Raw genomic sequence first — 18,778 nt, forward strand, 5'->3', positions numbered from 1 at the left:
GCTTTGCACGAGTGAATGGATGGCCGGTTAGCGAACCTTGAAGCGATCGATCATCGCCACCAGCCGCTCGTTGGACGCCATCAGCGCGTCTACGCTGGTGTCGGTCTGCTGACCACAGCCCACCAGTTCACCGACCATGTGCCGAATGGCGATCATGTTCTGGTTGATCTCCTCGGTCACCGCGCTCTGCTCCTCCGCCGCCGTTGCAATGTGCGCGCTGAGGTCATGAATGCGCAGCACCGAACCTGCCATCCCGTCCAGGCCCTCGTTGACCCGCGACGTGCGATCGGCCGTGGACTGGCAACTGATCTTGGTTTTTTCCATCGCGCCCACCGCGGTGCTGACGCCCTGCTCCAGTCGCGCAAGCATTTCGTTGATCTCGGACGTGCTCTGCTGGGTGCGACCGGCCAGCGCCCGCACCTCGTCGGCCACCACGGCAAAGCCTCGGCCCTGCTCGCCGGCCCGCGCCGCTTCGATGGCCGCGTTGAGCGCCAACAGGTTGGTTTGCTGAGCAATGCCGCCTATGACCCCGAGCACGTCGGTGATGCGCTTGGCGTCAACCTGCATTTCCTGCACATACCGGGTGGCGTCTTCAACTTCTGCCACCAACGCCCGCACGCTGACCGACGCTTCGTCGACGACGTCACGGGAACGCTGCGCGGCATCGTTCGCCGATTGGGTAAAGCTCGCCGTCTGCGTAGCACTCTCGGCAACGCTGTCGGCGGTGGCGCTCATCTCGTTGATCGCGGTCACCGCCTGATCGGTTTCCGAGGCGTGGCGATTGAGGATCTGGTTGATGTTGCGCGACTGATCCTGCAACTGCAGCAGGCCGGCGGAAATCTGCTCGGTGCCACTGCGCACCTCGACAATCATGGCTTGCTGGAAGGCGATGAACTTGTTGATCGAGTGGCCGACCGCGTCCAGTTCGTCTTCACCCTTGATCGGAATACGGCGGGTCAGGTCGGCTTCACCCGAAGACAGCGCGTCGATGTTGGTGCGCAGAACGGTCAGACGTGCCAGCAGCCGATGGAAAGCAAAGCCCAGCACCACCAGCAACAGAATGACCAGTGGAATCTGCAACCAGCCCAGGGTCTTCAGCACTTCGGTACTGCTGGCGGTGAGCATGGCGGTCGGCAGCGAGGTGGCGATCATCCACGGCGTGCCCACGACGGGACGCAGGAAGAAGGTCAGGTCACCCAGTTGCGGGTCGATGTATTCCTGGGAATACACGCCGTCGCCGGAGACTTGACCCAGACCGTCCTGAATGGCTTTGGCGAACATCGACTGGCCGCTGAAGCCGGAAATGTTCTTGAGGATGATTTCGCCGGGGATGCGGCTCTGGTTAGTGAGGATCTTGCCGTCGCGCTCGACGATCATCACCTGACCCTGAATGTCTTTTTCCTTTTCCTGGATCAGGCCGTTGAAGAAGCCCAGGGTGACGTCGATGGTCGAAACGCCGTACAGCGCGCCATCCTTGTAGATGCCCATCGCGCAATTGGTGCGCGGCTGCGGGCTGGCTTCGTCCTGATAGGCCGCCGCCCAGGCGCATTTGCCTTTGGGTGCGTTCTGCCCGGCGCGGTGCCACGGCTGTTCCCAGTAGTTGGGCGCGGGGTCGGAGTTCCAGAACGTGCTCACCACCAGTTGGCCGCTGCCGTCACGGTGGAAAAACGAGCTGTACTTGTTGCGCCCCGGGGTGCGCTTGTCCGGCATCGGCCACACGCCGCCGCCGAAGACTTTCTGATCGCCATATTGATCAACCAGGCCTGGCAGCACCTTGTCGATGCCATCGCTGTCCAGTAGCGGCACCGCCTGGGTAATCGCCCGGGACTGGGCCTCTACGCGGGCCAGGTCCGACAGAATACGCGTGCCGATCTGATCGACCTGACTCAGCACCACTTTTTCCTGAGTCTCCCGCACCTTGGGCGTGACGAAATGCACGATCCCCTGCTCGGTGATCACTGCGATCACCAGGATCAACGCCACAAATATGACCGTATAACGCGCCTGCACTGTTTTGAACATCGTCGACCCCATGTCAGATATTTTGTAATTGTTTTTGAATATTCCTGATGAGCTATCGACCGAATGCCGACAAGGATGAGGGGCCAAAAAAAAGGTTTTGCCCGGTGCAGCAGGGCGTCATCTCACCATCGGCGTTCTGTCGGCGGCAAACCCGCCGCCTTTTGGTGTCACCTCTACGGCGAGTCGGCCACCACGTCGGCTTTCATGCAAATGATTCCCTCATCCATTTGACGCAGCCCTCGGCTTTCACCAAGCTAGCCGCCTTCGCATGATTTTCAGGAAACACCCCGCGTGATGACCACAAGCCTGCACTGGCGCCGTTTCGTATTCTGCCTCGCTCCACTGATCGCCCTGCTCGCTGCCTGCGACGGCGGCGCGCCGAAAACCAAGCCCTCCGAAGCGACGACCTACGTCAGCGTCGAGTGGGATAAACTGCCGGCGGTGAACGACACCGACCTGATGGCGGGCTATAACAGCTGGTTCTCGGCGTGCAAGCGCCTGGCCAAGGACCCGGTCTGGGGTGGCACATGCGCCCTCGCCGCCCAGGTGCCGCAAAACCCGGCCGCCGTGCGCGATTTCCTCAAGAATCAGCTGCAGGTCTACAGCCTGCGCTCCTCCGAGCACGGCGCAAACGGCCTGATCACCGGCTATTACGAACCGATCTATAAAGGCAGCGAGCAGCGCAACGATGAGCACCCGGTGGCGGTGTATGGCGTGCCCGATGACCTGATCATCGTCAACCTCGACAGCATCTATCCCGAGCTCAAGGGCAAGCGCCTGCGCGGACGCCTGGATGGCCGTGTGCTGCGTCCCTACGACGATGCCGCGACCATCGGCAACAAAGGCGCCAATGCCCCCGTGCTGGCCTGGCTGGAAAACCCCATCGACCTGCAGTTCCTGCAAATTCAGGGGTCGGGTCGGGTCCAGCTGGAAAGCGGCCGTCAGCTGCGCATCGCCTACGCCGACCAGAACGGCTACCCGTACAAGCCGATCGGCCGCTGGCTGGTGGAGCAAGGCCAATTGACCAAGGACGAAGTGTCCATGGGCCGCATCCGCGATTGGGCGATTGCGCACCCCGAGCGTGTCAATGAATTGCTGGGCAGCAACCCAAGCTACGTGTTCTTCACCCTGCGCCCGGACAGCACCGAAGGCCCGCGCGGCTCGCTGAATGTGCCGCTGACCGCCGGCTACAGCGTGGCGATTGATCGCAAGGTGATCCCCCTCGGCAGCCTGTTGTGGCTGTCGTCGACCCGCCCCGACGGCACGCCGCTGGTACGCCCGGTCGCGGCCCAGGACACTGGAGGCGCCATCGCCGGCGAAGTCCGTGCTGACATGTTCTGGGGCACCGGCGACGCGGCCGGCGAGCTGGCCGGGAACATGAAGCAACAAGGGCAGATCTGGATGCTGTGGCCCAAAGGCGCCGCCCTGCCTGACGCCAAGCCCAAGGACTGATAGCCCATGAGCCCAGCCACTGTCCCCAGCGAGTACGTGACCTTGACCGGCGATCGAGTGGAGCTCGTGCCGCTCGAAACGCATCATGCGCCACTGCTGGTGCGCGCGGCCGAGGACGGTGAGCTGTGGAATATGAAGGTGACAGTGATTCCGGGGCCGTCCACGGCGCAGCACTATGTGGATAGCGCATTGGCCGGTCGAGCCGCCGGCACCGTCATGCCGTTCGCGATTGTGCAGCGCAGTTCAGGTGAGGTCGTCGGCAGCACGCGTTTCTGGAAGATCGACCGCCATAACCGCAAGCTGGAAATCGGCCATACCTGGCTCGGGCAATCGGTGCAGCGCTCGGGGCTGAACACCGAGATGAAATACCTGCTGCTGCGTTACGCCTTCGAGGTGATGCAGTGCGTGCGCGTGCAGTTCACCACCGACGAGCTGAACGAGAATTCCCGCGCCGCGATCCTGCGCATCGGCGCGCGTCAGGAAGGCATCGTGCGCCACGAGCGGATCATGCCCGACGGTCGCAAACGTAACTCCGTGCGCTTCAGCATCATCGATGACGAATGGCCCGAGGTGAAGACGATGCTTGAGGCCCGTATGGCGCAGGCTATCTGATGCAAGGGTGGGTTGGAGACCACGTTTAACCGAGGCTGCCAGATGCAGGTTGAACTGAAATCGGTTTCAGGTATCACAGCATGCTTGTTCCCGGAAACCCTTCTCGATCGCCCATGAATACCTCCCACTCCCCGCAACATTTCAACATGGGCTGGCTGCTGTTCGCCCTCGCCATGGGCGCGTTCGCGATCGGCACCACCGAATTCGCGTCAATGACCCTGCTGCCGTTCATTGCCAGTGAGTTCCAGGTCACCCAGCCGCTGGCCGGGCATGCCATCAGTGCCTATGCCTTGGGCGTTGTCATCGGCTCGCCGGTGATCATGGTCCTCGGTGTGCGCCTGCCTCGTCGCGCCTTGCTGGTGGCGCTCGCCGCCTTCATCGGGATCGCCAACGCGTTGAGCGCCGTGGCGCCTTCGCTGCCATGGCTGGTGTTTTTCCGCTTTCTCAGCGGGTTTCCCCACGGCGCGTACTTCGGCGTGGCCATGCTGCTGGCCGCTTCGCTGGTGCCCAAGAATCGTCGCGCCCAAGCGGTTTCCCGGGTGTTCATGGGGCTGACCATCGCCACCATCATCGGCGTGCCGTTCGCCACCTGGATCGGCCAGACCATCGGCTGGCGCTGGGGCATGGCCATTGTCTCCGGGCTCGCCGTCCTCACCGCCGTGCTGATCCGTTTCCTGGCACCCGCTACTCCCGCTGAAGCTGACGCCAGCCCCTTGCGGGAACTCAATGCCCTGCGCTCGCGGCAGGTCTGGCTCACCCTGGGCATTGCCGGCATCGGCTTCGGCGGGATCTTCTGCGTGTACACCTATCTGGCGGCCACGCTGATCGAGGTCACCCACGCTTCCGCTTTCATGATCCCGGTGGTGATGGCCGTGTTTGGCCTGGGCACCACAGTGGGCAATCTGGTCTGCGGCTGGGCTGCGGACCGCGCCACGATGCTCGCCGCTGGCGTGTCGCTGGGCTTCACCGCACTCGTACTGGCGCTGTACCCCTCGGCCACGGACAATCTCTGGCTGCTCATTCCGCTGGTGTTTTTCATTGGCTGCGGCGTGGGTCTGGCGGCCATCCTTCAGACCCGTCTGATGGACGTGGCGCCGAACGCCCAATCACTGGCCGGGGCACTGGTGCAAAGCGCCTTCAATGTGGCCAACGCCATCGGCCCGCTGGTGGGCGGCGTGGTGATTGCCGCAGGCTTCGGTTTGCCGGCCACGGGTTATGCGGCAGCGGCATTGACGCTGGGCGGGCTGGGCATGTGGTATTGGGCGCTGATGGACGCGCGGCGGGCTGATCGCCGCGTTGACCGGCAGGCCTGCGGGTCAGTCTGAAGCCGCGAGGTGTTGGATTGCGGCGTTGATCCGAGCTTCGCCCTGACACCGCGCCTGGGCGAGCTCTAGACTCAATCACACGTCGGGGTCTGCCTCATCGGGCGACGGGAACAACGTATCGACCTTGTGCTTGCTTGAAGTGCGGACCGGCGCCATGGCAGCGGACTCCGCCAGGCGTGTCGCCATTTCCCAGTGACGGGACTCCTGCCCTTCAGGCTTGCCTTCGGTTTCCCAGATCAACTGGGCCAACTGACGAACAGTGTCTTCGTCGACATTCATGCGTATCCCCCATTTATGCTTGCGCAAGACAGCGGCCGGCGCTAGAGCGGTGCCGAATCCATCGTCCGCTACGGTACCCGCCATGAACAGTACCAGGCGATAACGAGGGTAAATGACGGGCGTGCAAAGGCCGGCAAACGCAAGCCGGCCGCTGGTCGGACTTAACGGATCCACCGGAAATCGACGGCGAACCACGATGGCGTCCTCAATCCCTGTTGCGTTTAAGCAACAGGCTGGCCACCAGGCCCAGGCCGGCTGCAACACCGACGGCCGCCCAGGGATGGGTCGTCACGTAGGATTTGGCATTGCCCACCGCGCGGGTCAGCGCAGGTTGGGCGTCCATTTCGATCTCGGTCACCGCGCTGGTGCCACGGGCGAGAAAATCCTTGAGCCGCTCATGGGCCTGGGTGGTGCGATCCTCGTTCAAGGCATCCCCTGCCGCCAGCAAGGCATTGGTCTCATCGAGAAAAGTGTTCAGCTCGGAACGGGTTTTCTGATAAAGATCGTCACGCAGTTTTTCTGTGATATCGCTTGCCATGATAATTCTGCCTCCTGGGTGTGAGAAAGGTTGACTGAAGCGCCAATCGATTCGTTCCAGTGACTTTGAAAAAACCCCTTTTTGCCGCCCTGCACGTGTTGAAGCAGCGCTCGCTGTGCAGGCTGAATCGGGACTCAATCGCCGTATAACGTGTTCAAAAGGGACTCCATGAAAGTCGTGTCGATCCTCGGCCTGCCCGCCGACCAACAGGCCCACGTCCGGCTACTGCGCAATCAGCCAGACGTGCGCAAGTTCATGTACACGGACCATGAGATCAGCGAGGCCGAGCATCTCAACTGGCTTGAGGGCCTGCGTAGCAGTTCACGGCAGCAGGTCTTCGTGGTGGTGATTGAGGGCGCGCCGGTGGGCGTCGTCGCTCTGAGCGCCATCAACACTACCCACCGCACTGCAGACTGGGCCTTTTATCTGGACACCACGCTGCAAGGCAAAGGCCTTGGCAGTCAGGTGGAGTGGTGGATACTCGACTACGCGTTCGGCACCGCAGGGCTGGAAAAACTCAACTGCGAAGTGCTCGAGATCAACCCGGCGGTGATCAAGATGCACCAGAAGTTCGGCTTCGTGACTGAGGGCGTGCGGCGGGAAAATATTATTCGCGATGGCAAACGCATCAACGTGGTGTTGCTGGGCATTACCAAAGGCGAATGGCACGCGCAGCGGCCCAAGGTGTTAGCTGCCGTGGAGCGGATTGCGGGGCGTCGCTAGCGGACTGGCCGACCATGTTGAACATGTTTAAAAGGTTTAAGGCGTGCCCACTGGCTGATCACGCGATGTTCAGTAACCGCACCGCTGGACGCTCATCGGCTTTGCAGTACAGATAGTCGCGCCATTGCCTGAAAGCGCTCTGCTGCCGCACGAAAGCCTTTTCCCACTGAGTACCACCGATATGGTCGACGGGGATAGACATCATCTGCTCCGTGGCCTTGTCCAGCTCGCTAATCAGGTCGAGTGCGTTAGGAATATCGTTGATCTGAGGTCTCATCCGGGGTCCCTTATTTTTTTTGGCTAGTACATTGAGTAGCCAACCCCTTGATAGTGCTCACGCTCCGACGAGTGGCTCATTTGTGTAACACAGTAGTCGTTGTGTAGGAAAAACCCCACGCAGGGTGGGGTTTGGTGTAAAGCGCCGCGTCTAGCTGTTGCCCGGCGATGGCTCCTCGTCTTCGTCGACAGGGGGATTATCGGGGATCTCCATCTCATCCAGGCCCTTGTTTCGAGCTGCGATGGCTGCGTCCTCATTATTGTCGATGCCTTCAGCCGAGTCTGCACTCGCGTCGGGATAAACCTCTTCTTTGCTGCCCGGCTCGGCTGGACCCTGATACGCGTTATCTGGCCCGTTGTCTTCGATACCCATGATGACCTCCAGTACGAGTCGCAGGAAATCTGCGCTTATAGGACAGAGGTGGATTGAGGGGGATTAGTGCCGGGGGATGGATGAGCGGTGTGTCGGCAAAGCGTTGCAGGTCGATTGGCCATGACGGGACATGGGCATGCCCGCCTGTGGTCCCGCTACGGTCACCGCACTAAGCAGTGTGCACGGTGACCGATACTCCGCCCGTTCAGCGAATGAAGCCATCAGCCGCTGGCAGACGCTTGACGACATGCTCAGCCTCAAGCGGCGCGCTTTTCGACCGGTTCTGAAATACAGGGTCTTTTCTGATGTAGACCAGCCACGCGGCAAATGCAGCTTGCTGACGACGGTGCGCCCGTTGCCATTGCTCACGCCCGAACGCGGCACTGTCCATGGACATCAGCTCTGCCGTGGCTCGATTGAGCTCATCCAGCAGGCGCCCGCTATCTTCGGCGTTCATATCTGAAGCAAACATATTTCTGCTCATCACGAAGGGATTACTCTGACAGCGCAATCGACGCTTCATTGCAAATCGCCATGAGGGACGGACGGGCGGTAGCCATTTGCCGTCATTCGAGGGCGTGATCGGCGGTATGTGTTGCACGGGGGAGTTGAGATCAGGCATCAGGCATCAGTGATCAGTGATCAGTGATCAGTGATCGGACGGCATGCTCTCAAAACTGTTGTGTGAGTGAATGCGGCATACAGTTTTGCGCGGGTTTTGCGCAAGTCAGAAATGAAAAAGGGAATCGAGCCGCTAGGTGGCTGATTCCCTTTGCAAAATATGGTCGGGACGGAGTGATTCGAACACTCGACCCCTAGCACCCCATGCTGGGGACGATAGGCTCACAACCCCTTGATCTATATAGAAAATATACCCTAATCGCTGTCGCAAAATACGGCCTTTCGTGTGATTTTGCAAACGGAAAGACGGGGTCTCCAGAGGTGGTTTTGCGCCTCACACGCCACGACGAAGGCGTCTACAGCGTACGCTGAGATAGATGACGATCCAACGATCGATCAATGACCCTACGCTGGATCTCTTCGCGGTGGTTCAGTATCAACATGCGTCGCAGCTGGTGTTATTGTAGGCGCTCTTAATATCGCCTTTTGCGCGATGTCCTTAAGATCGGCCAGCGGTTTGCTTCCAAAATGTTTTATATACTTCTGGTATTTTGGCCATTCAGAAATGTAGCGACTTCCGCCGTGAACGAGCTCATTCCGTAAATCAAACAGCCAACGTGTTTTTTCTGCAGCCTTCGCATTCAATCCCAGCTTAGCTACTCCAGCGATGATGGACTTTTCGACGGATCCGCGAACACCAAACAAAGCATCCAAGGCTATGAAATAATTTATATATGACTCTATATCGTCCGAGTTCATGGCACGATTGAAAAAATTAACTGCTTTCTTTATGCGCTGCTGGTGATTTAGAGGGCATTCATTTAGCGACTCATACCAAACCCTTATTTTGATCGCTAGCTCATCATTAATTTGGATATCTGATGCGTAAAATGGAGAAAGTGCGCCACAGTCGCTAAACGTAATCGAGCGGTCAGGCGCGGTTTGATGAGGGAACTGTATGCAGTTGGAGAATGGCTGGGCCATAGATTTTGAATAGCCATGACTGGAAAACTCAGACGCGTAAGCGAAAAGCACAGTAATTAACATCCTGAACTTCAAGCTACTTGAGAACTTCGCTCCTTTCTGCGTTCCATACTCTTCAGCTAATAAGATATAGTGAAACCCGGACCCGAATTGATCCATAAAGCCGAATCTACTTGTAGCAGTAAAGGGTGATTTTGGCGTCCAGCCGTCAAAAACATATCCTTGATCGCATAAACCTTTCCAACCAACTTCATCGCTGCAGGCAATCAAATGAAGTCCTTCTTTTGGCAAGAAAACGGAAGGCCCATTGAATCTGGTTAACGGATAAACGGTACACCTCCTTCCAACAATTCCACGTAGGTTTGATTTGATCTCGCCCAGGATGAATTGGGTGAGCTCAATAACATCCACGCCTCTGCATTCAAAAAGCGTAGCCTTTAGAGCAAACGCAACCTCATCAGAATTGAAGAACGGTGAATCAAAACAGACTTTCTGCAGCGTTGTCATCACGATGGAATTAACCGATTCGAGATCGCAGTCATTGAACTCGAGCTCGGTTTCGATAAGTAGCGAAGCTACAGCATCGGTCGCATCGTAAGTATCCCTGCCATACCACCAACTCAACCCCATTCCGCCAGAAAATGAGAAGGCTTTCCCTCGTCCCCCATAAAATTGCGCTGAGGGAATTTTCCCGTCAACAGGACGTTTCAGAAGAATTGAACGCGTCAGCCTTGCTATTTGAGTCTGTACTCGATCCATCCGGAGCCCCTATAGTCTAATACTAATGTTCAGTAAGCCACGATCCATCTGGTTAGGCGCCGCATGCTCACTTCTGATGACGTGCTTAAGGCTACGTAACTGATCCGTCCTACACCTTAAACGTTCGACTGAAGCAACACGCTATTTAGAAAATTGGCTAACCTCGGCAGCATAATTCATACTCCATCCGCCCCACGGAAGCCAGTACGCACCTGTTTTCCTCGCATCGGAATGGGCTAGGGACTAAGCGGAACTACCGCTTTGAAATCTGGGTTTCACGGATGAATGGGTCAACTGCGACATAATTCCGGGTGCGTTGATCCCAGTAGACTAGGGTAATGATTTCGGGGGTTTGCTTACCCGGATCAACCCTCCTTTACCCGCTCAAACGCACCAGGTGGTACAAAAAGTGGTACGAGAGCTTTAATCCCGCTGTTGCGTCACAGCGGGAGCTCCATCCCCTCCCCGGCGTTCTGCCTAACATCACACCCCTAATTGCACCTCACGGTCCACAGCTGATCCATTTGCGTCGTGAAGCTTTGACTCATTAGGTCTCGACGCATTGCCCAACCAGGGGCAGACGGCACACTTGCCGCGCGCAACGTTCCACGCCCCCACTTGGCATTGATCTCATCAAGCACGTTCATCACCTTCTCGGCTTCCATTGGCTGCGAATGGGCAAACAGGTCGTCGGTAAATTCGCCGGGCTGGCGCAGATCCATCAGCAGCACCTCGGCCTTGCTGTACTTGAAGCCCGGCCGGAACAGGCGATTGACCGCCTCTGTCGCAGCCTTCGTCATCAGGCGCACGTCATTGGTGGGATACGGCAGCTCAACCATCGCGCCGTTGGCATATTTGGCCTCCTCAGGGTTGAACATCCCCGTTCGGATGCTGACCCGGATCCTCTTGCACAGCGAGTTCTGTGCCCGGAGTTTTTCTGCGGCGCGCTGGGTGTATGTGGCGACGGCTTCCTTGATGGGCTCGATAGTCGTCAAACGGCTTCCAAACATTCGGCTGCAGCAGATCTCTTGCTTAGGTGGATCGGCCTCCCCCAATTCCAGGCATGACGTCCCCGACAATTCGCGCGCAGTCTTCTCGATCACAACGCTGAATTTCTGCCGCAGCGTCCAGGGATCGGCCTTTGCCAGATCCATTGCGGTCTTGATCCCCATGACTTCAAGGTGGGCCTTCATGCGCTTGCCTACGCCCCATACCTCGCCGACTTCCGTGTTACGCAGCGTCCAGTCACGGTTGAACGGGTCGCAGATATCGACTACCCCGCCGGTCTTCGCCAGCAAGCGTTTTGCCGTGTGATTGGCCAGCTTTGCCAATGTTTTGGTGCGGGCTATCCCCACGCCCACCGGGATACCAGTGCGTTTATAGATGGTCGCCCGGATCTGCCTTCCGAAAGCCGTCAGGTCGCCGGGGATGCCAGAAAGGTCAGCGAACGCCTCGTCGATGCTGTAGACCTCCAGCGCGGGGACCATCGATTCGATGATGCTCATGACCCGCTCGCTCATGTCGCCATACAGCGCGTAATTGCTGCTAAACGCGATCACACCGTCGCGGCGCAATTGATCCTTGATCTGAAAGTAAGGCGCACCCATTTTCACGAACGGCTTTGCATCATAGCTTCGAGCAATCACACAGCCATCGTTATTGGACAGCACCACGATGGGCGTTTTGGCGAGGTCAGGCCGAAAGACACGCTCGCAACTGGCATAAAAGCTGTTGCAGTCAATCAGCGCAAAGACGGGCTCAGGCTTTGTCATGATCGCGGACGCTGAATCACCACGCCCCAGATCACCCGTTCATCCCCTTCCATCACCTGGCGAGAGGGGTAGTTCGGGTTTTCCGACTTCAGAACGACCTCTTCCCCGCGCATGTGCAGAGGGATGTGCATCTGGATGTGATCAGCCGCTGGCGATGGAAAGCCGGCCGGTACGTGAGAGGAGTAGAGACGCAGCTTTTCGCCGCAGGCCGATAATGGGCCAAGAATAGTGACGCTCATGATGCAAGCCTTGCCGTGAATAACTGTATGTACATACAGTTAACGTACTGGCCAGCATGCGGTCAACGTTCTGTGTAGGAATTTTCGACGGGTGACCGTAGGTGCGGACGCTACTCGATCGACGAGCCTGCGGACCATCGTCCCTGAGGGGCTCGCGCCAAAGCAGTTGGTTATCAATGTGGAGCGCTACAACGTCGCGCCGACGACTCGCGTCGAGATGATGAAGATTTGCGACACGACGGCCGAGCAATCCACTGGGTTCGAAATGGACCATCCCTTGCAATGGCAAACCTGCGAATCAGCGAATCAGCGACGATGTTATTGAAGGCACACGTCCCTGATGTACGTCGGTACTGAGAGGCGCCAACTCGTTGCCTGCCACCGAGTCATGCAGCGCTCAATCGACGGGCTCGTCGAGGGGTTGCCACAGTATCGTTTCGACCAGACTCCGTCCTTTCAACGGGAGGCTATACCCAACTCGGCAGAGTCAATTCCCTGCCGGTGGGAAAAGATAGGACTGGGCCACCGTAAGTACTGCGCATGACGCTCAGCTCATTACAGCGGGTTCCATCCATGTTTAGGAATCATTAGTACAGATTGTCAACTTTTCGCTTTTCCAGAGTGTAGGTTTTCAGATCAATCTCGTTAGCTGAAAGCCTGGCGTCAAGACGATCCATGTCCCGTCGCTTCAAGCTGGCTACATGAGCCTTTGATGCCTGATAGTTGATGGACTCAGCTGCGTCGTAGCCACTGACAGGATCCCAGATAATGGACAATGGCCACAGCAACAGGTTGACAACACCGTAGCCGTAAGCGCGCCCGTAGAACGATCCACCGCCAGGCAGGAGGCCCAGTCCTGCGGCCAGGCCTGGACTTTTTTCTTGAACGTCAAGATGGTTGGCACGATAGCCAGCCAGTTCAGATTCTTGCGTGTGATCCAAACCGGAGGCACAGCCAGCAGTCAAAACTAACAAAACGGCTGCTGACAAGTTGCGAAGAACGTACATCTGAATTCCCTATATAAATAATGCTCAGCCAGAGCTGGAACTGAGCGCCGCGCATTGTACACACTTAAATTGCCCGTAGATGGCCTAATGCTACATTTCTCTTACTTCTCATATAAAGTGCGATCCTCACCCCTACGCGTCCGCGCATGGAAAAGGGTCGTCAGTTTCGATGAAGTGCCGACTCTTTGTATGGGGTAAGTCGACCTCTGAGCCATTGCAAGCAGTTCGGGTAACAGGATGGCCCCAGTTTCCAACTTGCTGGCGGTCCAGGTGCACTGCGCGAGTCATGGAGCAGAAGAGAAGGGGCCTAGCCCTGGCTGGCCCTGATGATAAAGTTCTTGTGTACGTCGCCGATAGGTACACATTCCCCGTAAGCCATGGAGCATTAAATGTTTAATCCACGTGAGGCAGAACGAGACCATCTGTACAACCGGGTCGTCCTGCTAACTATCGCATGCTGTGTTTTATTAGCATTCGCCGCGATGGCGAGACACGAAGGTTTCACCTATGCAGCCCTTCAGTGGAATGGGGCCCAAGTGAACGGCACGGTGACGCATCTGGAGGAAATCCCGCGAAACCGACTTGCTAAAATCGTCCACTACCGTTACGTGGACCAAGATAACCGACCTCACGAAGGGCAATACCTGGACACAGGATGCGGCGAGAGGGAAAACTGTGGAGTAGACCAAGACGTCACCCTGATCTATTCGCGCTGGTTTCCGGATTACAGCGCCGTCGCCGCCAACGTCCATAGCTTTCGGCCGGGTTTTTACATCATGAGCGGCGGCGTACTGATTTCGCTGCTCTTCTTCGGGATTTCCTTCTGGACGCTCGGTCGTATCAGTGCCATGAAGCGAGATGAAGCACAGCACCTCCATACGAAACACTGAGTCTCAGCCTCGAATACTGAGCAACGATCTCGGTGATTTTCGCGACTGATTTCGCCAACTCGCAGGCGCCACTGCCTACGAAGCGCTCGCGCATTGTTCCAGCCGTTCTCGATGGCACGTCCAGCGCTTGCTACAGGGTGGTGCAGAATGCCTGAAAGTGAACGCACACAGGGGAATCCAGGGGTTCAGTCGCGAGGTTCTCGGGCAAGTCAAATGACCGAACCACCCTCCTGCGCATTCACAGAGTGCGCAGCGGGATGCGAAAGACGTATGCACCGCGCAAGGCGATCCTCCACCCCCCCTTAGCGCGGGCTGAAATTGATTATTTCGAGCCGTAATGCTTGCACATGTCTTTGGCGACATACGCCCCCATTGGGGAGTGCATCAAGTTGTCAGCCATGCTGCTCACTTTGAATTTATAGGCAGGGTCAGATTTGATTTTTCTCACTTCCGCCTTTGTTGCCTCGTCGATAGTGGAATCCGATGCCATGACGTTCTCAACATCGCTCTTCATACCAGGATTCGCGTTATTGCAGACCTGCTCCATTGCAACCAGTACTACAAGTCCTTGCCGCTTGTCATCTTCCGGGCTCGCGACAGAGCTTCCGGTATATCCCAGCACAGCCAGACACAGCAACATAATGGACGTTCTGATCGGCAACATTCAAAACTCCCTATGAATAAAATTCGCCGCGCACGCTACTTACCAAAGCGACCCGCACTCTAAAACGCAGCATTGAAACCCATCAGACGCCGAACTGTTCGCTACCGTCGAAAACGATCATCGGGCCAACTACTCAGGCTTCGCGTCCGGTATGCACAATGAGCACGCTGATGAAGATTGTGCGATCAGCCCGTCATGATCCCGTTTCCCGAATGGTCGCAGCATCCCCTCAGACAACCCGGTAGCGCATCCATCCATAGATTTGATGCCCTGGAATCTGCGATTGCCGCCGGAGGCCAGCCATCCCCTCTCACCCTCTATCCACATGCCTACCGGTGTGAGGAGAGCTGGAAAGCGAAACTCTTGGCGCATCGGTCCTCAGAGCCAGCCCCTCAACATTATCTTCAAGGACTCGTACCAGCCAACGAAGCGGGAAGTACCGGCGCGACCGTAAAAGATGCTTGGCCAAATCGTGGCCAGACCGAAAAGGAACAGGGCTGCGGCTGAAGCATCCAGATCGAAGGACAGCAAGAGGACAGCCATTGCCCATAGGGCAATCCCGAGCAGCACGAACATCGCAAACCAACCCATTTCAATTCCGTTATATGACGGTGTTGCATTGTGAATCCCGCCGTCCACACCTCCTCCTTGAAGCCTGAAGGCGTACGGCGGATGAGGAATCAACGTGTCTGCAACAATGAAGGCAGGATGAGCCCCGAAAATCTCCAGACATGAAAAAGCCCAACCTGAGAAGATTGGGCTAAGTCATTGATAAATATGGTCGGGACGGAGTGATTCGAACACTCGACCCCTAGCACCCCATGCTGGGGGCTGTAGAGACATAAGCTAATGAATTGTAAGAATATGTATGCCGTTCAGGGGTAGCAAATTATCCACTTTTTTGCGGTTATGCAAACGGAAACACGCGGCCCCCAGACGAGGTTTTGCGCATCAACGCATTGGGCGGCGGCCACTACCTGATGGTCTACGCTGGATTGACCTGGACTGCCCCAGGCCCACCAAAAGGAAATTGAAGATGGCTGATGATCTGCACAACCGTGGCCCGAAAGACAGAGCTCGCGTGAACACATCTGAGGCTTGGGAGCTGAAGTACTGGACGAAAGAATTTGGCGTCACCGAGGATCAGCTCAAAGCCGCCGTGAAAGCGGTCGGCCCGATGGTGACGGACGTCCGCAAGAAGCTCGGCAAGTAAAGTAGCGGCGGCCCCGCGGCAATCGTGGAGCCTGCTTAAACCCCCACCATGTCAAGGTGATCGTTAACCGCAGCCAAAATTTTGATTTATAAAGAATAACATTCCTTTTAAGACCTTCAGAAATGGCAGCTTCTGCCTATAAAAAACAATAACTTAGCGTTGGATATTCCTACAGTATTCCCCTTCCCCAGCGTCCTGCCGACGAACACCAAGCCCCCAATCCCCCGCCGCATAATGCTGTATATAAGAACATTATGGAGTTACTCAAAATGCTCCAGCGCATGCTTGAGCTCAGCAGAGAGCACGTCGCAACACTTGTTGAGATGCACGCCGAGGTTTCCCGCGAACGAGATACGTTGCGGGTACAGCTGAACGCAGCGAAGACGCGAATATCCGATTGCCTCCGCCAGGCGGGAGAGGATTGGGCAAAGATCAACACCCTTCAGCGCATTTCCGCCCAAAACGACTATCTCAGGCAGGAGTGCGACGAGCTCCGCAGTCAGATTTCAGAATAACCAACATCAACCTACAGAACGGTGCCATGCGTGGTCAGTTCAAGCTGAGTGGTGACCAGCGATTGCGCCTCAGCCAGCAACTTATCGATGCAAAGGTGGCGGCGGGTTGCTAAATCACCGCAGTGTACCTTGAACACTGTGCGGCTGGGCTGCAGCAGGATGAAAGCATGTCTCAGCGTACTTCCGCAAAGCAGCGGATGAAGGCAGTGCAGATGCCCATGTTGTGACAACCGTTGTGCGTCTACTAGGTCAAGCGCCTTGAAAGCCATCGTCAAGGCGTGTTAGAGCTCGCCAACGAGCCCTGCTTCCACCTGCAATAACAATAGCAACTCAGCGTCGCTCGGATAAAAAATCAGATCACCTGAAGGACGCAGCCTCGACTCGGGAAGCTCAGTTACTTGATATAGAAAATTATCTGAATAGAATTTTTTCAGTTGCTCAAGTTCTGGAATTTTTATCTGGATATCCTGAAAATTCAGATACTGCAATTCCTTTCTATACTTTTCAGCACTGGACGGATCCGCCAACTGTAATTTTTTAAGCAACTGCCTTTTAACCTCTAGCTTCGCAGGGGTATTGGCCCGTGCTCGCTTGAGCATTTCCATTTTCGCAATACATTTTTCGCATCCTTCATTGACGCCTTTTGCCCATAAACGATAAGCATCCAGTCGGCGGCCCTCCATATCCGCCAGCGTCCCAAGTCCATCATAAGCTTCTGTATGCCCTTGGCTGGCAGCACACTCCAGCATAGCCTTTGCGAGCGGACGCAACTCATTGGAGCGAACGAGAATGTTACCGCTCACGTAGGTCATTGCATGAGGACTGCCCCGGTCAATCGCCGCATCCATGAGGTAGTACATGTCGCTGTTCTGGTAAGGCCAGAGAGACTTACCGTATCGATACATGGCCATGGGTACCGTGGCTGCCAAATGGCGCACCCGTTCGGAGAGTTCCGCAAGCACTTCAGGCTTTCTTTCAAACTTTGATGACCAAAGGGCATCGACATAGTCACCCCGCCAACTGCCCGCCTTGACAGCGGCTTCGAGCAACTTTACCCGGAGCTGACGATGAGCAGTCTCTAACCAGAAATTCTCGTCCTTCTCCCCGATCAGGGAGTACGTCATGAATTCATTAAAGGCACGAGCAGCCATCTCGTTTTCTTGCGGAGTATGATCTTCGACCTTAGTACAGATGAACTTTTTGCCTGTGAAGCGACTGGTCAAATCAGGATCATCACTATGGATGGTCTGGTTCCAAGGTGGCATATGATTATAGTCCTCCAGCGAGCTCGACAAGTCCATTGCTGAAAGCTCACCTGAAAAAACCACAAGCATTAATACCGTCCATACTCTCATATAACACACTCTCATGCGTGAAGGATAAACTCACATTCCTTAACGGAAATATAGGCGATTGCAAGAGCAAAGTTTAGCACGCACTGACTGGGACTTTCCGCTAATATATTGATTCGGAACGGATACAGCGGTTAACCGGGCCAACCAAAACGCCCCGCATGCCCCCATAAGAATCAATAAGTTACACCTGTATTTTGCTACAGCTTTTCGCCGAATGTGCGGATTAGCAGGTGTATGACATCTGCGCCTTCCATGGGCCTCTAGTGCCCATGGATCACCCTATAACCCCCTACTTTCCCCATTGGATGGTACGGAAAGTGGTACGAGCTGCATCCCCTTCCCGGCATCCTGCCGAACTACATCAACCCCTACCCCTTTTCTTCCAGCCACTCCCGCGTCTCGAGCTGGGCCTTCACATGCTCCAATGCCGAATCGGCAAGCTCGAGCATTTCGCGCAACTCCTCCTCATCGATCACTCCCAGACGAGCCAGCGCATTGGCATGACCAAGCAGTTCGCCGTGCCAGCGGTCCGCCGCACTCTCCCGCCTGGCTTCATGGTCAAGATAGTCATTCCAGATTTTCAGCTCCCGCTCTTTAGCGTCGTTTACGGCCATGCCCCTCTCCATTCAGTTGCATTTCACCGTCACAAGTTGATCAAGCTTTGTGGTGAAGCTCTGGCTCATCATTTCCCGCCGCATTCCCCAGTCCGGATCAGAGGGCACGTTAGCGATGCGCAGCGTTCCCCGGCCCCACCTTTGATTGATATCGTCCAGTACTCCCATCACCTTCTCTGCTGATTGCGGCTGACATGGTGCGAAGAGCTCGGGCCGTGGGAGGCGTTGATGACGCGTAGCCCAGCTAACTCACCCTCTCAAGCTGTATCCATTGTTCGCTCGCAGGAATGACATAGGTGAAAAACGCTTTTCGCTTTTTGCCGTCCAGTGCTGAATAAGTGACCGTGCATGTGCCGAGCAGATCTTCGCTAGTCGGGACGAACTCTAATTCTGCTTCGGAAGCGCCATCGGTATTCATCGTGCCTGCATTCCAGTCTCCAAAGGAGTCGAAGCCCGGCTCCAGCACGACTGATACTTTCTCCGCGACATTCCCTGAGTTGGTCAGTCTAAGACGGTTCATTACGGTACCAGGCTGCTTACCAGCA

Annotated in this window: 20 protein-coding genes and 4 pseudogenes; 8 read left to right on the top strand and 16 right to left on the bottom strand. The window is 56.4% G+C overall.

Annotated elements, in window-relative coordinates:
• Window positions 1-27 precede the first annotated feature (27 nt).
• Both OKW98_RS27620 and OKW98_RS27625 read right to left on the bottom strand, forming a co-directional pair.
• Complete coding sequence (locus OKW98_RS27620) at window positions 28-873, bottom strand: methyl-accepting chemotaxis protein (protein ID WP_416148513.1); 846 nt, start codon at window positions 871-873, stop codon at window positions 28-30.
• 75 nt (window positions 874-948) lie between these two features.
• A pseudogene (locus tag OKW98_RS27625) lies at window positions 949-2,034 on the bottom strand (cache domain-containing protein); the annotation flags it as partial.
• A 282-nt stretch (window positions 2,035-2,316) separates the two neighbouring features.
• Between OKW98_RS27625 and OKW98_RS18215 the strand changes: the two are divergent.
• The 3 genes from OKW98_RS18215 to OKW98_RS18225 all read left to right on the top strand — a co-directional run bounded on the left by OKW98_RS18215 (window position 2,317) and on the right by OKW98_RS18225 (window position 5,411).
• Window positions 2,317-3,474 (top strand): murein transglycosylase A, encoded by a 1,158-nt coding sequence (locus OKW98_RS18215; protein WP_265389769.1) that lies wholly within the window; start codon window positions 2,317-2,319, stop codon window positions 3,472-3,474.
• A gap of 6 nt (window positions 3,475-3,480) precedes the next feature.
• The gene (locus tag OKW98_RS18220; RefSeq protein WP_265386034.1) at window positions 3,481-4,086 is read left to right on the top strand and encodes a GNAT family N-acetyltransferase; all 606 of its coding nucleotides are present in this window, start codon (window positions 3,481-3,483) and stop codon (window positions 4,084-4,086) included.
• A 113-nt stretch (window positions 4,087-4,199) separates the two neighbouring features.
• Entirely contained in the window at window positions 4,200-5,411 is a 1,212-nt protein-coding gene (locus OKW98_RS18225; protein ID WP_265386035.1) for an MFS transporter, read from the top strand.
• Window positions 5,412-5,486: 75 nt separating this feature from the next.
• Here the strand turns inward: OKW98_RS18225 and OKW98_RS18230 are convergent, their stop codons facing one another.
• Entirely contained in the window at window positions 5,487-5,690 is a 204-nt protein-coding gene (locus OKW98_RS18230) for a DUF2934 domain-containing protein (protein WP_108120285.1), read from the bottom strand.
• Window positions 5,691-5,895: 205 nt separating this feature from the next.
• The gene (locus OKW98_RS18235; protein ID WP_265386036.1) at window positions 5,896-6,228 is read right to left on the bottom strand and encodes a DUF883 family protein; all 333 of its coding nucleotides are present in this window, start codon (window positions 6,226-6,228) and stop codon (window positions 5,896-5,898) included.
• A 168-nt stretch (window positions 6,229-6,396) separates the two neighbouring features.
• Here OKW98_RS18235 and pseH point away from each other — a divergent pair, with 168 nt between their 5' ends.
• Window positions 6,397-6,951, top strand: coding sequence for a UDP-4-amino-4,6-dideoxy-N-acetyl-beta-L-altrosamine N-acetyltransferase (gene pseH, locus OKW98_RS18240; RefSeq protein WP_265386037.1), 555 nt, complete (start codon window positions 6,397-6,399; stop codon window positions 6,949-6,951).
• A gap of 58 nt (window positions 6,952-7,009) precedes the next feature.
• On the opposite strand, the gene OKW98_RS18245 is transcribed toward pseH, so the two are convergent.
• The 7 genes and pseudogenes from OKW98_RS18245 to OKW98_RS18275 form a co-directional block, all read right to left on the bottom strand.
• Entirely contained in the window at window positions 7,010-7,228 is a 219-nt protein-coding gene (locus OKW98_RS18245; protein WP_265386038.1) for a hypothetical protein, read from the bottom strand.
• 150 nt (window positions 7,229-7,378) lie between these two features.
• Window positions 7,379-7,600 (bottom strand): hypothetical protein, encoded by a 222-nt coding sequence (locus OKW98_RS18250; protein WP_265386039.1) that lies wholly within the window; start codon window positions 7,598-7,600, stop codon window positions 7,379-7,381.
• Window positions 7,601-7,805: 205 nt separating this feature from the next.
• The gene (locus tag OKW98_RS18255) at window positions 7,806-8,222 is read right to left on the bottom strand and encodes a hypothetical protein (RefSeq protein ID WP_265386040.1); all 417 of its coding nucleotides are present in this window, start codon (window positions 8,220-8,222) and stop codon (window positions 7,806-7,808) included.
• 404 nt (window positions 8,223-8,626) lie between these two features.
• Window positions 8,627-9,964 (bottom strand): HEPN domain-containing protein, encoded by a 1,338-nt coding sequence (locus OKW98_RS18260; RefSeq protein ID WP_265386041.1) that lies wholly within the window; start codon window positions 9,962-9,964, stop codon window positions 8,627-8,629.
• A 491-nt stretch (window positions 9,965-10,455) separates the two neighbouring features.
• A complete protein-coding gene (gene umuC / locus OKW98_RS18265) occupies window positions 10,456-11,736 on the bottom strand; it encodes a translesion error-prone DNA polymerase V subunit UmuC (protein ID WP_265386042.1) in 1,281 nt (426 codons plus the stop codon).
• A pseudogene (locus OKW98_RS18270) lies at window positions 11,723-11,975 on the bottom strand (hypothetical protein). The gene umuC and the pseudogene OKW98_RS18270 overlap by 14 nt, the downstream one beginning before the upstream one ends.
• Before the next feature lie 587 nt (window positions 11,976-12,562).
• The gene (locus OKW98_RS18275; protein WP_265386043.1) at window positions 12,563-12,982 is read right to left on the bottom strand and encodes a hypothetical protein; all 420 of its coding nucleotides are present in this window, start codon (window positions 12,980-12,982) and stop codon (window positions 12,563-12,565) included.
• 389 nt (window positions 12,983-13,371) lie between these two features.
• Between OKW98_RS18275 and OKW98_RS18280 the strand changes: the two genes are divergently transcribed.
• Complete coding sequence (locus OKW98_RS18280; protein ID WP_265386044.1) at window positions 13,372-13,872, top strand: DUF3592 domain-containing protein; 501 nt, start codon at window positions 13,372-13,374, stop codon at window positions 13,870-13,872.
• A 322-nt stretch (window positions 13,873-14,194) separates the two neighbouring features.
• Here the strand turns inward: OKW98_RS18280 and OKW98_RS18285 are convergent, their stop codons facing one another.
• Both OKW98_RS18285 and OKW98_RS18290 read right to left on the bottom strand, forming a co-directional pair.
• Window positions 14,195-14,536, bottom strand: coding sequence for a hypothetical protein (locus tag OKW98_RS18285; RefSeq protein WP_265386045.1), 342 nt, complete (start codon window positions 14,534-14,536; stop codon window positions 14,195-14,197).
• Window positions 14,537-14,914: 378 nt separating this feature from the next.
• Entirely contained in the window at window positions 14,915-15,175 is a 261-nt protein-coding gene (locus OKW98_RS18290; protein ID WP_265386046.1) for a hypothetical protein, read from the bottom strand.
• Window positions 15,176-15,572: 397 nt separating this feature from the next.
• Between OKW98_RS18290 and OKW98_RS18295 the strand changes: the two genes are divergently transcribed.
• From OKW98_RS18295 to OKW98_RS18305, 3 genes and pseudogenes are all read left to right on the top strand, one after another.
• Window positions 15,573-15,749, top strand: coding sequence for a DUF3606 domain-containing protein (locus tag OKW98_RS18295; RefSeq protein WP_265386047.1), 177 nt, complete (start codon window positions 15,573-15,575; stop codon window positions 15,747-15,749).
• A 269-nt stretch (window positions 15,750-16,018) separates the two neighbouring features.
• Window positions 16,019-16,264 carry a hypothetical protein gene (locus OKW98_RS18300; protein WP_265389864.1) on the top strand — a complete coding sequence of 82 codons (246 nt, stop codon included), beginning with the start codon at window positions 16,019-16,021 and terminating at the stop codon, window positions 16,262-16,264.
• 2 nt (window positions 16,265-16,266) lie between these two features.
• Window positions 16,267-16,481: pseudogene (locus tag OKW98_RS18305) on the top strand (sel1 repeat family protein); the annotation flags it as partial.
• A gap of 64 nt (window positions 16,482-16,545) precedes the next feature.
• On the opposite strand, the gene OKW98_RS18310 reads toward OKW98_RS18305, so the two are convergent.
• From OKW98_RS18310 to OKW98_RS18320, 3 genes and pseudogenes are all read right to left on the bottom strand, one after another.
• Entirely contained in the window at window positions 16,546-17,598 is a 1,053-nt protein-coding gene (locus OKW98_RS18310) for a hypothetical protein (protein WP_265386048.1), read from the bottom strand.
• A 389-nt stretch (window positions 17,599-17,987) separates the two neighbouring features.
• On the bottom strand, window positions 17,988-18,233 hold the full coding sequence (locus tag OKW98_RS18315) for a hypothetical protein (RefSeq protein ID WP_265386049.1): 246 nt from the start codon (window positions 18,231-18,233) through the stop codon (window positions 17,988-17,990).
• 12 nt (window positions 18,234-18,245) lie between these two features.
• Window positions 18,246-18,443: pseudogene (locus OKW98_RS18320) on the bottom strand (DUF4113 domain-containing protein); the annotation flags it as partial.
• Window positions 18,444-18,778: the final 335 nt, after the last annotated feature.

The organism is Pseudomonas sp. KU26590, from assembly GCF_026153515.1.
Lineage (GTDB): Bacteria > Pseudomonadota > Gammaproteobacteria > Pseudomonadales > Pseudomonadaceae > Aquipseudomonas.

Coding starts and splice junctions, on each gene's coding strand:
- OKW98_RS27620 (WP_416148513.1), bottom strand. CDS start 873: ATGATTGTCGAGGTGCGCAGTGGCACCGAGCAGATTTCCGCCGGCCTG.
- OKW98_RS18215 (WP_265389769.1), top strand. CDS start 2,317: ATGACCACAAGCCTGCACTGGCGCCGTTTCGTATTCTGCCTCGCTCCA.
- OKW98_RS18220 (WP_265386034.1), top strand. CDS start 3,481: ATGAGCCCAGCCACTGTCCCCAGCGAGTACGTGACCTTGACCGGCGAT.
- OKW98_RS18225 (WP_265386035.1), top strand. CDS start 4,200: ATGAATACCTCCCACTCCCCGCAACATTTCAACATGGGCTGGCTGCTG.
- OKW98_RS18230 (WP_108120285.1), bottom strand. CDS start 5,690: ATGAATGTCGACGAAGACACTGTTCGTCAGTTGGCCCAGTTGATCTGG.
- OKW98_RS18235 (WP_265386036.1), bottom strand. CDS start 6,228: ATGGCAAGCGATATCACAGAAAAACTGCGTGACGATCTTTATCAGAAA.
- pseH (WP_265386037.1), top strand. CDS start 6,397: ATGAAAGTCGTGTCGATCCTCGGCCTGCCCGCCGACCAACAGGCCCAC.
- OKW98_RS18245 (WP_265386038.1), bottom strand. CDS start 7,228: ATGAGACCTCAGATCAACGATATTCCTAACGCACTCGACCTGATTAGC.
- OKW98_RS18250 (WP_265386039.1), bottom strand. CDS start 7,600: ATGGGTATCGAAGACAACGGGCCAGATAACGCGTATCAGGGTCCAGCC.
- OKW98_RS18255 (WP_265386040.1), bottom strand. CDS start 8,222: ATGCCTGATCTCAACTCCCCCGTGCAACACATACCGCCGATCACGCCC.
- OKW98_RS18260 (WP_265386041.1), bottom strand. CDS start 9,964: ATGGATCGAGTACAGACTCAAATAGCAAGGCTGACGCGTTCAATTCTT.
- umuC (WP_265386042.1), bottom strand. CDS start 11,736: ATGACAAAGCCTGAGCCCGTCTTTGCGCTGATTGACTGCAACAGCTTT.
- OKW98_RS18275 (WP_265386043.1), bottom strand. CDS start 12,982: ATGTACGTTCTTCGCAACTTGTCAGCAGCCGTTTTGTTAGTTTTGACT.
- OKW98_RS18280 (WP_265386044.1), top strand. CDS start 13,372: ATGTTTAATCCACGTGAGGCAGAACGAGACCATCTGTACAACCGGGTC.
- OKW98_RS18285 (WP_265386045.1), bottom strand. CDS start 14,536: ATGTTGCCGATCAGAACGTCCATTATGTTGCTGTGTCTGGCTGTGCTG.
- OKW98_RS18295 (WP_265386047.1), top strand. CDS start 15,573: ATGGCTGATGATCTGCACAACCGTGGCCCGAAAGACAGAGCTCGCGTG.
- OKW98_RS18300 (WP_265389864.1), top strand. CDS start 16,019: ATGCTCCAGCGCATGCTTGAGCTCAGCAGAGAGCACGTCGCAACACTT.
- OKW98_RS18310 (WP_265386048.1), bottom strand. CDS start 17,598: ATGCTTGTGGTTTTTTCAGGTGAGCTTTCAGCAATGGACTTGTCGAGC.
- OKW98_RS18315 (WP_265386049.1), bottom strand. CDS start 18,233: ATGGCCGTAAACGACGCTAAAGAGCGGGAGCTGAAAATCTGGAATGAC.